Genomic DNA, 14,363 nt, shown 5'->3' with positions numbered 1-14,363 from the left:
TTTTAACGAAAATACAGGGTTATGAACACTTTGATATAACTTTGTTGAATGCGCTGGTTAAAGCAAATTTTTAACTTTTATTTGGACAGCAGTATCCATGTGGCCTTAGCGATATATGCCTTGGTCAGGATTACCTTAGAAAGCTTCAACATTTTGTATGGCGAGGCGTTGTGCTATTTTATATTTTATGGCAGCATTGTGAGCTATAACTTTATCAAGTATGGCAGTAATGCTAAGAAATTTTTTGTTGTAAGGACGACCTATGTTCGTTGGATACAGGTCTTGAGCTTTGTCGCCTTTGGACTCACAGTATTTTATGCGGTGCGTTTATCTATAGGCACTTTGCTATGGGCTGCTGGTATCGGCTTGATCAGTTTGCTGTACATCTTACCCTTTTTGCCAAGGTCTAAAAGTATGCGCATGCTATCGGGTTTAAAAATATACATTGTGGCTCTGTGCTGGGCAGCAACTACTGTATGGCTTCCTTTAGTGAATAGCGGAGTGGGTTTTACAGCTGATCTGATGATCGAACTCATACAGCGGTTTTTGTTCGTATTGGTGATCACGTTGCCATTTGAGATCAGGGACCTAAGTTTTGATAGTTTGGCCTTGGCGACGATCCCACAGCGGATCGGTGTTAGAAAAACAAAGATTTTAGGGATTAGCTTGCTATTCAGCTTCTACCTTTTAAGTTTTTTGAAGAATGACATATATGAGCGGGAAATGCTGGTGAATATGGTGATTGTATTGATATCTGCGCTCTTTTTGGTGTTTGCACGAAAAGAACAAACCACCTATTACAGTGGTTTTTTTGTCGAGAGCATTCCTGTCATTTGGATGCTCCTCTTGTTATATTTCAATTAATTACTTGGAAAGTTCTTCTTGTAACTTTTTTCTCATTCGGTCTTTACATTCTGGCTCTAGACTATCTAGATGGGCCTTGTTTACCAATTGTGTGAGCTTGGCATTGCGACGGCTGTAGGCGCGTGTAATTTTACACCAAGAAAGACGAATGTTCAGCTTCACTTTTTCCCAAACGGTAGCTTCGCCGTATTGGCTCTTATCGCAGATCTGCTTTGCTTCGTCGCAACTAATAAATAAAAAACTCTTTTTAGTACTCATCTTATCATTCAATCTTTGTTCTTTTTTAAAACCAACTTTCCTCTAAACAACCCATCAATGCGGTTCTGGCTCTATGTATAATGACCCAGAGGTTAGACGGGGTGATGTTCAATTCATTACAGATAACTTCGGTGTCGTACCCTTGTATGGTCTTCATCTTGAATATGGTCGATTGTTTTTCTGGTAACTTACCGATACAATCCTCAATTGCTAGGCCCAACTCCTCGTTTTGCATACTATCTTCGGCATTCAGATCAAATTTATCGGCAACACGTTCTTCGAGCCAATCTCCTTCTGACTCTGAATCGGAATTATAACTCATTCGGACTTCGGCCTGCCCTTTTTTCGAATTGATCTTGCGATAGTGGTCGATGATCTTTCGTTTCAAAATCGATATCAACCAAGTTCTTTCTGAGGCCTCTCCTTTAAAGTTCTCCATAGACTTGAGACCCGCCAAGAAGGTTTCCTGCACCAGATCTTCGGCGGTTTCCCTGTCTTTTACCCGTACAATAGTATAGTTAAATAGATAGTCGGCATAACGGTCTATCCAAGTATTAGGGTCTAACTGATGTTGTGGCATTGGGTTATAGCTGTTATTTTTTATTCAAAAGTAACGAAAAACTAACCATTTATCGTATCAACTGGGTTTTCAAACGCCGCTTGATGACTTTAATTCGATTATTTTGTAGTAGAGAAATTTGCTATAACCCTCTGGTCATTTTTCCCAAATTTATTTTTTCGGCTTTGGTAAAGGTCACTTCTCGCACATAGATCATATCGTCCCATAGATACTTATGACCTTTTAGGTCTTTGGTTCTGCGCACTCTTCGAGCGAGTGCCCTGATTTGAGCATCGGAGGCTTTCTTGAGCGCCCCGAGTTCGCCATACAACTTTAGTGCTGGATACTGTCTAAATCGTCCTTCGTACAGCGACCGTATCCATAACCATCGGTTGCTGTTGACGCCGAGGACGCATATCTTATTGTTGGTCGTTGCATTTACGGGCAGTTTTGTTACGAATTTTTCGAAATAGAATCCCGTTTGGTCGGCATTTAGGAAGAGTGAGCCCACAGGAGTAGTGGTCGGATTGTTCTCTGCATCTACCGAAGCGATCGCAACATGTAGGTTGCGCCTAAAGCTTTTACTGAAGTGGATGCGGATCTTTTCCCAATCGGCTAGAATATCCATAGTGTCTTTATTTAGTTTTTGGTAAGTGATCTTATCGCTAACTCCAAGTTTGGGTAAGAATGTTCAAATCCAGCTTCCTGTAGACGTCTTGGGATGACATTTCTACTTTTGAGGACAAGTTCTGGTTCTGTTCTAATGATACGGGCACCAATGTGAAGCAACCACTCGGGAGTAGGGATACCGATGGGCATTCCCAAGGATTTACGTAAGACTTTCATAAGCGTCTTATTATCGGTAGGTCTAGGAGCTACCAAATTGATGACACCTTCAATACTTTTCTTTTCAATGATGAATTCTATGGCACGGGCGAAGTCCAGCTCATGTAACCAACTTACTTTTTGGTGTCCATCACCTTGTTTGCCACCCAAACCGAACTGTGTGAGTTTTTTTATCGGCACAAATGCGCCTCCATCTTTTCCTAGTACAATTGATGTGCGAAGAGCCACTTTTCTTACTCCAGAATTTTCCGCCTCAAAGAAGGCTCGCTCCCAGGATTTGGCAACATTCATAGAGAAATCGTCACCGATCTCACCCTTGTATTCATCCATCTGCTTGTCCGTCGAATGTCTGTATATGGTAGCTGTGGAAGAATTAAGCCAAACTTTTGGTGGGCTCGTGCATTGGTCGATAGCCGTAGACAGAATACGAGTGCTATCGACTCTCGACGTTAAGATGTCCTTTTTGTTCTTCTCGTTGTAACGACAATCTACTGATTTTCCTGCGAGGTTGATCAGCGCATCTGCATCGTTCAAGGCATTTGACCAGTCACCAAGGGTCTTTGCGTCCCAATGTAGGAACTGTACGTTATCTCTCTTGACCGTTTTGCCTCTAGTGAGAATAATAATGGTCTCGACCTTATCCTTGAAGTAGGAGGTAAGGACCTTCCCTAAAAATCCGGTGCCAGCTGCGATGACTATGTTGTTCATAAGTCGATTATTTTGTCATTCCTGTCCCGAGTCCTCGGAGCGGGAATTCAATGATAGCTATCAAAATAGATTAAAATTAGAACTAAACATCTGTACAATACCCAGCTGATTGTTAACAGTGATGGTAATCCCAGTAGTTTCACCCTCCTAATATGTTCTATTAGCATGAGAGTGAAGACGATTCCAAACCAAAGCAATCCGATAAATGGTGTTAGAGAAATAAAGCTGTTGAATAGTAGATAGACGCTTAGCAGCAAAGACCCGCCAAGTGAGATAGTCGTCATGTTTCCTAAGTAGTTCACAATCGTTTTTCTACTAAAGGATTGTAAGATGAGTGCTTGGAAAGCAATTTGTCCTGAAGCAATCGACAACTCTCTCGATAATCCAGCCGTTGGAAGGAATGCTGCTAATACATTCCCATAGCTGTTCAAAATAAGACCTGTGAATATCGTAGCAACGATAATAAACAACCAGCGATAGGTATAGTTGAAGGTAGGGACACATTGTAATGTGTTATTAGGTCTTGGCATGTTAGGAATAATGACCTTCCTATTGTAAGAAATGAACTTGTATATTTTTTTCAATAGAAAATTGATCGGTCGCCAGTGTCCGACAATGGCCACTAAAGGGATGGCATTCCCTATGACCTTGAGCATGCTGTCTATACCGTAAAGTACATTTCCCGTAGTGCGGTCTACCAAAGCGATCTCATCAGCCGCCTTTTCAATACTTAAAACAGCTTGGGTCTGCGAACTCATTTCAGAAAATGCTTCCCGTCCGTTATTATCTAGCATACCGGTCTTTATAAATGCTGAGGTATAGCCGACGCACATAGGGCAGTCTTTGTCATAGATAAGGGTATGATCGGTTAGTGTTTTCATACTTTCAGAATAGGATTAGAAGACGATCAAGTAACTTTTCTAAATGCCCAGCATATCAATTTCATCGATCTGGTCTTCGATTGTTTTCGCTTTATATAATTTGTGGGTGATGTGTACAAAAAAGGTGGCGATCAACATGGGAAATACAAAGAGCGTCAACATAAATGGCAGATAGCTGTTTATTTCCATATTAGCAATAGTGGCAAAGGTCAGCCCATCCAACGCGACGGCCAAAAAGTAGATCCTAAGTTCGTTAAAGACCTTCTTTGGAAAACCTTTGAATTTATAAATGATGAAGGCCGCGGAAAGGACTTGAACGATTCCCAGAACGATCTGCGCCAACATGCCCAAAGAGAGGGTGAGATAAAGGCCTAAGGTGATAAAATAAAGTACTGCGTTGATTCTGAACAGGGTTTTCATGATTAAATGTTTTAAACTTTCAATAATTATTGAAATATATAATTAAAAAATATATCAAGACATTAACTTGAATATGGTCTTTGTGACCCAATTTTCTTTTTGTTCGGTGATCTTTTCCATCATATTGTCGGCTCTTGAGACAAAATCATAGAGTTCTGCGGTCTTATCTTTAAAGACTTTAGCTTCATAATTGTTCTCATCATCAATCTGCGAGACCTCCTTTAGCACTCTAATGGCTGGTTTTATCTCCCGCTTACTTCGCTCTCTCGCTATCTTTCTGGCCAATTCGTCTATATTCTTCTCAGCGGAAAAGAATTCTTTGCGTTCTCCAGGTTTGTACTCCTTGAAAACAATTCCCCAATCGATGAGTCCGCGAAGGTTCATGCTTGCATTTCCTCGAGAAATATGCAGTTCCTCCATAATGTCTTCCATGGAAAGCAGATCGTCCGATATCATCAACAATGCATGAATCTGTGCCATGGTCTTATTGATTCCCCATTGAGAGCCGAGGGCTCCCCATGTTTGTATGAATTTGTTCTTTGCGTCCTTGAATTCCATACAACAAATATAAGATAAATTTTAAACTTTCAAAAATTATTGAAAGTTTTATTTTGACTGATAGAATTTGTAACTTTAGGAAAAAGATGTTCTCATGAAACGCTCACTACTCATACTAGGGCTACTTTTGTTAAGTTGCAAGGCGCAATATCCTGTTGGGATCACCATGCTCGATGTTGAAAATTTTGCAAATAACACGACTAAAAATGTTACATTGGTCGATGTGAGAACCCCTGAAGAATATGCTGATGGGCACATCGCTGGTGCCGCTAACATCGATTATTTTAACGACGACTTCGCGAAGGATATTTCTACATATGACAAACAAACACCTATCTATATTTATTGCCGTTCGGGAAAAAGAAGTGCGAAAGCTGCCACTCAGATGGATTCTTTAGGCTTTCGATACATCATTAACCTAAAAGGAGGTCTTATGGCTTGGGAAGAAGCCAATAGGCCCATTGTAAAGGACCAATAATAGTACATTATTTTCTCTCTATTAGACCAGCACGTCTTAACAAGGCTTCGGGTTGAGGTGCTTTACCTCTAAAGCGTCTATAAAGTTCCATCGGGTTTTCTGTACCTCCTTTAGAGAGCACATTTTCTTTAAATTTGTTAGCCACGGTCTTATTGAAGATCCCTTCTTCCTTAAAAAATTCAAAAGCATCTGCATCCAGCACTTCTGCCCATTTGTAACTGTAGTACCCAGAAGAGTAGCCACCTTGGAAAATATGTGAAAAGGCAGTACTCATGCATGTCTGAGGCGTTTCAGGATACAGTTTGGTGCTAGAAAAAGCCGCTTGCTCGTATGCCTTTACATCCTTGATATTGGAAGGGTCCGTTCCATGCCAACTCATGTCTAGCAGTCCAAAGCTTATCTGACGCAGTGTTTGCATTCCTTCCATAAAGGTGGAGGACTCCTTTATTTTTTTAACATATTCCATTGGGATGACCTCGCCTGTCTCGTAGTGCTTGGCAAAAAGTTCTAGGGCCTCTTTTTCATAACACCAATTCTCCAATACTTGGCTCGGTAGTTCTACAAAGTCCCAATAAACGCTAGTGCCACTCAGGCTAGGGTAGGTGGTGTTTGCCAACATCCCATGCAAGGCATGACCGAATTCGTGAAATAAGGTCGTGACCTCGTTAAAGGTTAGCAAAGAAGGTTTGGTTTCGGTAGGTTTTGTGAAATTACAAACAATGGAAATGTGGGGACGCTCGTTTTGGCCATCTTTGATCATTTGTGGCTTGTAGCTCGTCATCCAAGCTCCGTTACGTTTTCCGGGTCTCGGATGAAAATCCGCATATAATATCGAAATGAATGCACCTTTCTCATCGGTCACCTTATAAGTTTTCACCTCTGGATGGTAGATGTCGATATCCGAGATCTCCTCGAAATTTAGGCCGAAGAGCTTTTTGGCAACTCCAAATACTCCATCGACGACATTTTCTAACTTAAAATAAGGTTTTAGTTTTTCATCATCCAGGTCAAATAATTTTTGTTTCAACCTTTCGGAATAATAGGCACCATCCCACTTTTGTAACTGGTCTATTCCGTCTAGTTCCTTGGCAAAGTTTTGAAGTTGTGCAAATTCGCGTTCTGCAGCTGGCTTTGCCTTTTTTAAAAGGTCATGCAAAAATGATGTTACTTTTTCTGGTGTCTCGGCCATGCGCTCTTCGAGTACAAAATGTGCGTGTGTTTCATAACCGAGAAGCTGAGCTCTTTGGTGGCGTAACGCTGCAATTCTCAGTACAATTTTCTGATTATCCAACGCATCCTCATGAAAACCTTTGCTTCCGAATGCCAAGGATAATTCTTCACGTAATTCCCGATTATCGGCGTAGGTCATAAATGGAATGTAACTGGGATAATCCAATGTAAAGACCCATCCTTCCTTTTCCTTGTTCTTTGCGAGGGCTGCAGCGGCTTCAATTGCGCCATCGGGCAAACCAGAAAGATCGCTTTCATCGGTGATATGAAGCTCGTACTTATTGGTCTCGGCAAGGACATTCTCACCAAATTGTAAGCTCAATTTTGACAATTCTTTATCAATTTCTCGTAGTTTTTGTTTCTTCTCTTCTGGTAAATTGGCACCATTTCTAGAAAAACTCTTGTACTTCTTGTCAAGCAAGGTCGCTTGTTCCTTGGTAAGATGTAAGGATGCTCTATGCTCATAAATCGCCTTAACTCTTTCAAACAATTTCTCGTTGAGCCTAATATCATTTGCAAACTCCGATAACATCGGCGATACCTCCTGTGCTATCTTTTGAATCTCCTCGTTTGTCTCAGCGCTGTTAAGATTAAAGAAAATACTGGTGATTCGATCTAACTGTTCACCCGAGAATTCGAGTGCTTCAATGGTGTTTTCGAACGAAGCTGGTGCTGTATTAGAGGTGATCTCTTCGATCTCGATCTTCGCCTTTGTAATTTCCGTTTTTATCGCGGGCAGGAAATCGGTTGTCTTTATTTTGGAAAATGGTGCAGTGCTAAAAGCGGTTTCAAATGGTGATGTTAAGACATTCATATAATATATTGCTGATAAAGAGGTTTTTGTACGTTTTTTTTAATAATTTTGTATCAAATGTATGTATTTAAACGAAGAGTCTCAACGTTTGATCGAACTTCCTACAAATAGACTTCCCCGACTTTCTCCCTATTGAACGCATTTATCCTTTTTAATAATTAATTGTAGTGGATATGAAGAAAGTACATTTACTCCTTATTTTTAGTTTGGGAATGTTGACGATTTACGCTCAACCATGTGGCATCGACTTCCATTTGAACGGTACGGATGATCATATCACCATTCCGAATACCGACGCTATAAATTTACAAAATACACGAAACAGAACGGTCGAATTTTGGTTCAAAGCCTCGGACATTACTACTCGGCAAGTGATATATGAAGAGGGGAGTCAACTTCATGCGTTATATTTCTACCTAGAGAATGATCAATTGTACTTAGGAGCGTATCGCAGCAATGCGGGTGCAGTTGGAAATAGAAGGCTATTTAGGTCTGGTATAGGAACATTAGCGGTAGATACTTGGCATCACGTTGCTTTGGTATTAAGTGACACTGGTACCGATGTCGACTTTCGGTGGTATTTGGATGGAGTACTTCAAGATGATCAAATAGGCACGCAGGTCAATAATCGGAGCGGTAACATCAGTATTGGACATAATGGGGGGAACCTTCGTTTTCCATCGGGAACGACCTGGACGGCCAGCTCGGTGGGAGGTTCGACTGCCGAAACCTATAATGGAACTTTCGGCGCCAGCGACGCCAATGCGTATAACTTCAACGGCGACCTTTCACTCTTCAGAATATGGAACACTCCTAGAACGCAAACAGAGATCGATAACAACAAAGAGTCCCTTTTGATTTCAGGGACTGACCTTGTTGCGTATTTAGATGCAGGAGATCTGACCTATGTTCCAAATGGTCTCACCACGCTGAGTGCTTCTGTTGAAGGTAATGGAAACAATGTAACCTACACCTGGTCGGGTGCTACAGGCACGGATTGGAATACAGGGAGCAATTGGGTAGGGGGCAGCGCACCACTATCTAATAAGTTGGAGAAGATTACTATTCCTCTTTCGGGAAACTATCCGGAAATCGCTTCTGAGATAAGGATAGGAGAGCTTACCGTTGTTACAGGGGTTCAATTGGAAATCAGTCCTGGAGGAACACTAAATGTGTACTATGATCTAACTAATAATGGTCTGATCACCGTTACCGACGATGGTTCCTTGTTGTACAACAACTGTGATGCCATTGCTGGAAGCGGAACCTTTTTTGTAGTTAGGGATTCTCCCAATTATCCAAGCGCTGACTTTTTCTCCATTTGGTCAACACCAGTTTTCTCGGCAGAAGCAACACTGGGTCAAGTCTTTGCAGGGCCGATTCGAGCATTTTCTTGGGATGCGAGTGCCAACCCAGGAGTTTATGTAGAGCGAGGCGGAAGCTACGCCATGATCCCAGGTGAGGGAATTTTTGTTCGGCCAGATGATATGGCCGGTACACAGACAAGGACCTTTGGAGGAAGATTGAATAATGGAATTATCGATTTGCCCATTTACTTTAATAGTCCAACCGATAATTTTAATCTTATAGGAAATCCCTACGCTTCGGCAATCGATTGGTTCAAGCTTTATGAAGACAATTCTGATGTAATTACTGGAACCATGTACTATTGGAACCAAACCGTCACAGGGGCCAACAATCAAGAATCTGATTATATCACCTTTAATAGCACAGGCTCGAATCCGCCAGGAGCCACCGAATTTATTTCAACTGCCCAAGGGGTATTTACCGAATCCCTTCAACCTGGCACTTTGACCTTTAAGAATACACACAGAGTGGTTTCCAATAACAGTCAGTTTTTCCGAAGTGATGATAGAACGTCCGATTTGGATGGACGAATTTGGCTAAAGTTGTCCAACGCAGATAGAACCAGCACCTTGTTGTTGGGTTTATTGGAGGAGGCTACCAATGGCTATGACGAAAAATACGATGGTCGCTATTTGGATGAGGGTTATCTGCTACAGTTTTACTCATTATTAGTTGACAGGAAATTAGCTATTCAGGCGAGGGCGGAACTCAATGGGGAGGATGTTTCCATCCCATTGGGATTTAAAACTGCGACCGCTGGAAATTTTACGATCGAGATCGACCTTCATTATCTAAATGAAGAAGTGGAGGTCATTCTTGAAGACAAAGAACTCGGTGTGTTCGCAGACCTTAGAGCGGGAGGTTATCTTTTTAATACATCGGTTCAAGAGAATAATGAAAGATTTGTGCTGAACTTTCAAGATACCAGCGTTTTGGGCGTAGAGGATGATATGTTCCAGAATGATAATCCACGAGTATCGGTATCCTTCGATGATCACTCACTTATCGTTGATACGGATATTGAAGATACAGGAGTATTGGAATTATATGACATATCAGGGAAAAAGGTCTTTCAAAATGTCTTCGAAGAGCGCCGGTACTTTGTTCCTGGATTATCGCGAGGCATATTTATTCTCAATCTGAAACTGGATAATGGTAAAACCATATTCAGAAAGCTCATCAAGTGATAAAAAATGACGATGAATCGTATTGTTTTCGCCTTGTTTGTAGGAGGGACTAGGGAGGATTTTTCAGATTTTCAAAATGTTGTGACGCTCTGATAAAAACATTAAGATTTACCTGTTATCGATATATTGATGACAATCACCGATAATTTATGCAGTTTGGCTCGTAGTTTAAAAAAGGATCCTATATTTGCATCAACTATAAGTGTAGCTGCTTTTTAGGTTTGGGGCAAATAATTACCGTATGGTAATACCTATCGCAGTTATTACGCCGCCTGGATCTTCTCCAGGCGGTTTTTTTTCCTCGCGAATCATAAAAATAAAGTTAATACGTTTGAATTATTGGCCTTATTTAATTAGTTTCATTCTTTAACCGTTAGTTGCCCCAAACATAGAATTATGTATTTTGCTTATTTTCTAGCCGGTTTCCTCGTATGTCTCATATCCTATCATGGTTTTAGGTTTATAGAGACCATATATGCGCGAAAAAGTGGGAGGCCATTCTTCATACACTTTTACCCTTTTAGGGCATCTATCAGTAATCAACAACGGTATATTCTAGAACAACGATTCCCATTTTTCACCAAATTGGATTTTAGGAACAAGGAATTTTTTGAACATCGGTTGGCTACTTTTTTAAATGAAAAAAGCTTCGAGGGCCGAGAAGGTTTAGAGATCACCGATGAGCTGAAGATCTTGATCTCTGCTACGGCGATCATGCTCACTTTTGGGATGCGGGAGTATATGTTGGACCTGGTCGAAAAGATCATCATTTATCCAACACGGTATTATTCGAGATTTAATGGCGAGTATCATATTGGAGAGTTCAATCCCAAGTTCAAGGCATTGGTTTTCTCTTGGGAAGATTTTAAAAAAGGATTTGATGTAGAAAATGACAATCGCAATTTGGGAATTCATGAGTTCGCGCATGCCATTCATCTAAGCAGTATAAAAAATAGAGACACAAGCTCCACGATTTTCTCTGACGGATTTAGAGAGTTAGAGTTGATGCTCTTAGACGAACAACTGCGAACTAAACTTCAAGGGAGCGATTATTTCAGAGATTACGCGTTTACCAACAAATTTGAATTTGTGGCGGTTGTGTTGGAAAATTTCATAGAAACACCGAATGAATTTAGAAGAGAATTCCCAGAGGTCTATGAAAAGGTGAAAAGAATGCTCAATTTCGATTATGCAGGATATTGATAGTTATCTATCTATCTACCTTCTCTAAAATGGCCTTGACGATGGTCGCTGCATGTACCCTAGAGTTTTCTATAAACCATAGGTGGGTATCCATCCCACCGCAGATTACACCTGCCAAATATAGCCCTTCGATATTGGTTTCCATGGTATTCTCATCGTATTGAGGATATAAGTTGTCATCGTCGGATAGATGAACCCCCAATTTTCTTAGAAACTCGAAGTTTGGCATATAGCCCGTGAGTGCTAAGACGTGGTCATTTTCAATCTTAATCATTCCTTCTTCGGTTTCTATGATCAATGCTTTGGGCAAGATCTCTTTTAAAGTACTGTTATAATATGCTTTGATACTGCCTTCCTCGATCCGATTCAAAATATCAGGGCGCACCCAATATTTGACCCGTTTGCCTATTTCTGGTCCGCGGATCACCATGGTAACCTCCGCACCCTTTCGGTAACATTCAAGGGCGGCATCCACTGCAGAATTGCTGGCGCCGATCACCGCTAATTTTTGTTTTGCAAAATAATGAGGGTCTTTGTAATAGTGGGATACTTTGGGGAGTTCCTCACCTGGTACATTTATAAGATTTGGCAGATCGTAAAATCCGGTGGCGATAACAATGTTCTTTGCCTTGTATTCACTCTTGGAAGTGACGACCTCGAATGTGTCGAGGACTTTGGTGATCGCTTCCACCTTTTCGAATAAGTGAATGTTCAGCTCGTTGGAGGTGACGATCCTGCGGTAATACTCTAAGGCTTCATTCCGCTTTGGTTTGGCCTCTTTACTGATAAATGGGATATCATCGATCTCCAGTTTCTCCGAAGTGGAGAAGAACTGCATATTCAATGGATAATTATATAGTGAATTGGCGATACAGCCTTTTTCGATGATCAAATGTGACAATCCCTTTTTCTTGGCTTCTAATGCACAGGCAATTCCGATTGGACCGCCGCCAACGATGATCAGGTCAAAAGGGTTCATCAGTTCACCTTTTGTTTTAGATCTTTGATGGTCGCCAGAGGATCTGCACTACCAAAAACAAAACTTCCCGCGACCAGGACATCAGCACCAGCATTAACCAGTGCTTCGGCATTGTCGGCATTGACGCCACCATCTATCTCAATTTTTGTAGTGGCATTGTGCTTTACGATGATCTCTTTGAGCTTTGCAACTTTGTCATAGGTATTTTGAATGAATTTTTGCCCGCCAAACCCTGGGTTTACGCTCATGATACAAACCAGGTCGATATCTTTGATCACGTCTTCCAATAGCGACACATTGGTATGAGGATTTAAGGCAACACCCGCTTCCATCCCTGCGGCCTTGATCGTTTGCAGGGTTCTATGCAAATGCGTGCAGGCCTCGTAATGAACGGTGAGCACATTGGCTCCAAGATCGGCAAAGGTTTGAATATATCGATCGGGGTCTGCGATCATCAGGTGTACATCGATGGTCTTTTTGGCGTGTTTAGAAATGGCCTTTAAAACTGGCATCCCAAAGGAAATATTAGGCACGAAAACACCATCCATGATGTCGATATGAAACCAATCGGCCTCACTTTGATTTACCATTTCGATGTCGCGTTGAAGATTGGCGAAGTCTGCCGCCAGAATGGAAGGAGCAATCAATTTTGTCATTGTCGTTGTGTTGTTAAGCGACAAAAATACAGCAAATTTATGAGTTGCATTAGGCATTTTGAACCTACATTTCAATGGCTTGCGATCTTATGCCTTTTTGGTGATGGAAAATGTGAATGGAACTAAAGGGAGATTTCTGTCCCTAATCGCCGACAGGCGGGTTCACAGGAATGAAAGCAAAAGTTTCTATTAAAAAAGAACCCCGGTAATCAGCCGAGGTTCCATTCATCAATCAAAAAACGAACAGTTATGATAAACTGTTGTTGCTGTAATATTTTCTATGCACAATATACAAATTCGAAATGAATTTATATAAAATGCCGTGTGATTACCCTAAATAGGTCTTCAAGATCTTGCTTCGAGAGGTATGCTTTAATCTGCGAATCGCTTTCTCTTTTATTTGACGAACACGCTCGCGAGTAAGATCAAAAGTTTCTCCAATTTCCTCCAATGTCATTGGATGTTGATTGCCAAGACCAAAATACAGGCGGATCACATCAGCTTCTCTAGGAGTCAATGTTTCTAAAGCGCGCTCTATCTCTGTACGAAGTGATTCGTGTAACAGGTCCTTATCTGGGTTCGGTGATTCACCAGAACGCAATACGTCGTACAGGTTAGAATCCTCACCTTCTACCAATGGGGCATCCATCGATACGTGACGACCAGAATTCTTCATGGATTGTTTCACATCAGAAACGGTCATATCCAACTCTTTCGCGATCTCTTCGGCACTTGGTGTACGTTCGTGAGCTTGCTCTAGGAAGGCGAAGGTCTTGTTGATCTTATTGATAGAACCGATCTTGTTCAATGGTAGGCGAACGATACGAGACTGCTCAGCCAATGCTTGAAGGATCGATTGACGGATCCACCATACTGCGTACGAGATAAATTTGAAACCACGCGTTTCGTCAAAACGTTGTGCTGCTTTGATCAAACCTAAGTTTCCTTCGTTGATCAAATCGGGAAGTGTCAACCCTTGATTTTGATATTGCTTAGCAACAGATACCACAAAACGAAGGTTGGCCTTGGTCAATTTCTCCAATGCACGTTGGTCGCCAGCTTTGATCCGCTGCGCCAATTCCACCTCTTCATCGGCGGTGATCAGGTCAACTTTTCCAATTTCTTGCAAATATTTGTCTAGCGATGCAGTCTCCCTATTGGTTACCTGCTTCGTAATTTTTAGCTGTCTCATCTAATTTTTCTCCTGATTTTTGTTACGTGAATACTTTTTAATTCTCATAGCGTATGTGGTTATACGTATAAGTCGAAGAAAATGTTACAAGAAGTTCACTTTTTTATTTTTTTATATGGTCGGTCGGGTTTTGGATGTCGCATCAAATGACCCTAGATTTAT

General features: G+C 41.3%; 15 protein-coding genes. 4 read left to right on the top strand and 11 right to left on the bottom strand.

The window, feature by feature from the left end; genetic code table 11:
- Positions 1-48: 48 nt before the first annotated feature.
- The gene (locus tag ACFQ1M_RS10990; protein WP_386408132.1) at positions 49-864 is read left to right on the top strand and encodes a hypothetical protein; all 816 of its coding nucleotides are present in this window, start codon (positions 49-51) and stop codon (positions 862-864) included.
- Here the strand turns inward: ACFQ1M_RS10990 and ACFQ1M_RS10985 are convergent, their stop codons facing one another.
- From ACFQ1M_RS10985 to ACFQ1M_RS10955, 7 genes are all read right to left on the bottom strand, one after another.
- Positions 865-1,122, bottom strand: a complete 258-nt coding sequence (locus ACFQ1M_RS10985; protein WP_386408130.1) for a hypothetical protein — start codon at positions 1,120-1,122, stop codon at positions 865-867.
- Between the two features lie 25 nt (positions 1,123-1,147).
- Positions 1,148-1,702: a sigma-70 family RNA polymerase sigma factor gene (locus ACFQ1M_RS10980; RefSeq protein WP_386408128.1), complete on the bottom strand. Its 555-nt coding sequence runs from the start codon at positions 1,700-1,702 to the stop codon at positions 1,148-1,150.
- A 121-nt stretch (positions 1,703-1,823) separates the two neighbouring features.
- On the bottom strand, positions 1,824-2,309 hold the full coding sequence (locus tag ACFQ1M_RS10975; protein WP_386408126.1) for a hypothetical protein: 486 nt from the start codon (positions 2,307-2,309) through the stop codon (positions 1,824-1,826).
- 11 nt (positions 2,310-2,320) lie between these two features.
- Positions 2,321-3,235 (bottom strand): TIGR01777 family oxidoreductase, encoded by a 915-nt coding sequence (locus ACFQ1M_RS10970; RefSeq protein WP_386408124.1) that lies wholly within the window; start codon positions 3,233-3,235, stop codon positions 2,321-2,323.
- 47 nt (positions 3,236-3,282) lie between these two features.
- Positions 3,283-4,116, bottom strand: coding sequence for a DCC1-like thiol-disulfide oxidoreductase family protein (locus ACFQ1M_RS10965; protein ID WP_386408122.1), 834 nt, complete (start codon positions 4,114-4,116; stop codon positions 3,283-3,285).
- Between the two features lie 39 nt (positions 4,117-4,155).
- On the bottom strand, positions 4,156-4,536 hold the full coding sequence (locus ACFQ1M_RS10960; RefSeq protein ID WP_386408120.1) for a hypothetical protein: 381 nt from the start codon (positions 4,534-4,536) through the stop codon (positions 4,156-4,158).
- A 54-nt stretch (positions 4,537-4,590) separates the two neighbouring features.
- Positions 4,591-5,094, bottom strand: coding sequence for a GbsR/MarR family transcriptional regulator (locus ACFQ1M_RS10955; protein WP_386408118.1), 504 nt, complete (start codon positions 5,092-5,094; stop codon positions 4,591-4,593).
- Between the two features lie 94 nt (positions 5,095-5,188).
- On the opposite strand from ACFQ1M_RS10955, the gene ACFQ1M_RS10950 reads away from it, so the two are divergent.
- The gene (locus tag ACFQ1M_RS10950) at positions 5,189-5,572 is read left to right on the top strand and encodes a rhodanese-like domain-containing protein (protein ID WP_386408116.1); all 384 of its coding nucleotides are present in this window, start codon (positions 5,189-5,191) and stop codon (positions 5,570-5,572) included.
- A 7-nt stretch (positions 5,573-5,579) separates the two neighbouring features.
- On the opposite strand, the gene ACFQ1M_RS10945 is transcribed toward ACFQ1M_RS10950, so the two are convergent.
- The gene (locus tag ACFQ1M_RS10945; RefSeq protein WP_386408114.1) at positions 5,580-7,616 is read right to left on the bottom strand and encodes a M3 family metallopeptidase; all 2,037 of its coding nucleotides are present in this window, start codon (positions 7,614-7,616) and stop codon (positions 5,580-5,582) included.
- A 173-nt stretch (positions 7,617-7,789) separates the two neighbouring features.
- On the opposite strand from ACFQ1M_RS10945, the gene ACFQ1M_RS10940 reads away from it, so the two are divergent.
- Both ACFQ1M_RS10940 and ACFQ1M_RS10935 read left to right on the top strand, forming a co-directional pair.
- Positions 7,790-10,171: a LamG-like jellyroll fold domain-containing protein gene (locus ACFQ1M_RS10940; protein WP_386408112.1), complete on the top strand. Its 2,382-nt coding sequence runs from the start codon at positions 7,790-7,792 to the stop codon at positions 10,169-10,171.
- 396 nt (positions 10,172-10,567) lie between these two features.
- A complete protein-coding gene (locus tag ACFQ1M_RS10935) occupies positions 10,568-11,374 on the top strand; it encodes a zinc-dependent peptidase (protein ID WP_386408110.1) in 807 nt (268 codons plus the stop codon).
- Positions 11,375-11,381: 7 nt separating this feature from the next.
- Here the strand turns inward: ACFQ1M_RS10935 and ACFQ1M_RS10930 are convergent, their stop codons facing one another.
- The 3 genes from ACFQ1M_RS10930 to ACFQ1M_RS10920 form a co-directional block, all read right to left on the bottom strand.
- The gene (locus tag ACFQ1M_RS10930; RefSeq protein WP_386408108.1) at positions 11,382-12,353 is read right to left on the bottom strand and encodes a YpdA family putative bacillithiol disulfide reductase; all 972 of its coding nucleotides are present in this window, start codon (positions 12,351-12,353) and stop codon (positions 11,382-11,384) included.
- Positions 12,353-13,009, bottom strand: coding sequence for a ribulose-phosphate 3-epimerase (gene rpe, locus ACFQ1M_RS10925; protein ID WP_386408106.1), 657 nt, complete (start codon positions 13,007-13,009; stop codon positions 12,353-12,355). The genes ACFQ1M_RS10930 and rpe overlap by 1 nt, the downstream gene beginning before the upstream one ends.
- Before the next feature lie 328 nt (positions 13,010-13,337).
- Positions 13,338-14,201: a sigma-70 family RNA polymerase sigma factor gene (locus tag ACFQ1M_RS10920; RefSeq protein ID WP_386408102.1), complete on the bottom strand. Its 864-nt coding sequence runs from the start codon at positions 14,199-14,201 to the stop codon at positions 13,338-13,340.
- Between the last annotated feature and the right edge of the window lie 162 nt (positions 14,202-14,363).

It is taken from the genome of Sungkyunkwania multivorans, from assembly GCF_042675645.1.
Classification (GTDB): Bacteria; Bacteroidota; Bacteroidia; order Flavobacteriales; family Flavobacteriaceae; genus Sungkyunkwania; species Sungkyunkwania multivorans.
This window is presented reverse-complemented; position numbering and strand designations above follow the sequence as displayed.

Excerpts from the sequence above, each read along its gene's own strand:
- ACFQ1M_RS10990 (WP_386408132.1), top strand. The coding sequence starts at position 49 with ATGCGCTGGTTAAAGCAAATTTTTAACTTTTATTTGGACAGCAGTATC.
- ACFQ1M_RS10985 (WP_386408130.1), bottom strand. The coding sequence starts at position 1,122 with ATGAGTACTAAAAAGAGTTTTTTATTTATTAGTTGCGACGAAGCAAAG.
- ACFQ1M_RS10980 (WP_386408128.1), bottom strand. The coding sequence starts at position 1,702 with ATGCCACAACATCAGTTAGACCCTAATACTTGGATAGACCGTTATGCC.
- ACFQ1M_RS10975 (WP_386408126.1), bottom strand. The coding sequence starts at position 2,309 with ATGGATATTCTAGCCGATTGGGAAAAGATCCGCATCCACTTCAGTAAA.
- ACFQ1M_RS10970 (WP_386408124.1), bottom strand. The coding sequence starts at position 3,235 with ATGAACAACATAGTCATCGCAGCTGGCACCGGATTTTTAGGGAAGGTC.
- ACFQ1M_RS10965 (WP_386408122.1), bottom strand. The coding sequence starts at position 4,116 with ATGAAAACACTAACCGATCATACCCTTATCTATGACAAAGACTGCCCT.
- ACFQ1M_RS10960 (WP_386408120.1), bottom strand. The coding sequence starts at position 4,536 with ATGAAAACCCTGTTCAGAATCAACGCAGTACTTTATTTTATCACCTTA.
- ACFQ1M_RS10955 (WP_386408118.1), bottom strand. The coding sequence starts at position 5,094 with ATGGAATTCAAGGACGCAAAGAACAAATTCATACAAACATGGGGAGCC.
- ACFQ1M_RS10950 (WP_386408116.1), top strand. The coding sequence starts at position 5,189 with ATGAAACGCTCACTACTCATACTAGGGCTACTTTTGTTAAGTTGCAAG.
- ACFQ1M_RS10945 (WP_386408114.1), bottom strand. The coding sequence starts at position 7,616 with ATGAATGTCTTAACATCACCATTTGAAACCGCTTTTAGCACTGCACCA.
- ACFQ1M_RS10940 (WP_386408112.1), top strand. The coding sequence starts at position 7,790 with ATGAAGAAAGTACATTTACTCCTTATTTTTAGTTTGGGAATGTTGACG.
- ACFQ1M_RS10935 (WP_386408110.1), top strand. The coding sequence starts at position 10,568 with ATGTATTTTGCTTATTTTCTAGCCGGTTTCCTCGTATGTCTCATATCC.
- ACFQ1M_RS10930 (WP_386408108.1), bottom strand. The coding sequence starts at position 12,353 with ATGAACCCTTTTGACCTGATCATCGTTGGCGGCGGTCCAATCGGAATT.
- rpe (WP_386408106.1), bottom strand. The coding sequence starts at position 13,009 with ATGACAAAATTGATTGCTCCTTCCATTCTGGCGGCAGACTTCGCCAAT.
- ACFQ1M_RS10920 (WP_386408102.1), bottom strand. The coding sequence starts at position 14,201 with ATGAGACAGCTAAAAATTACGAAGCAGGTAACCAATAGGGAGACTGCA.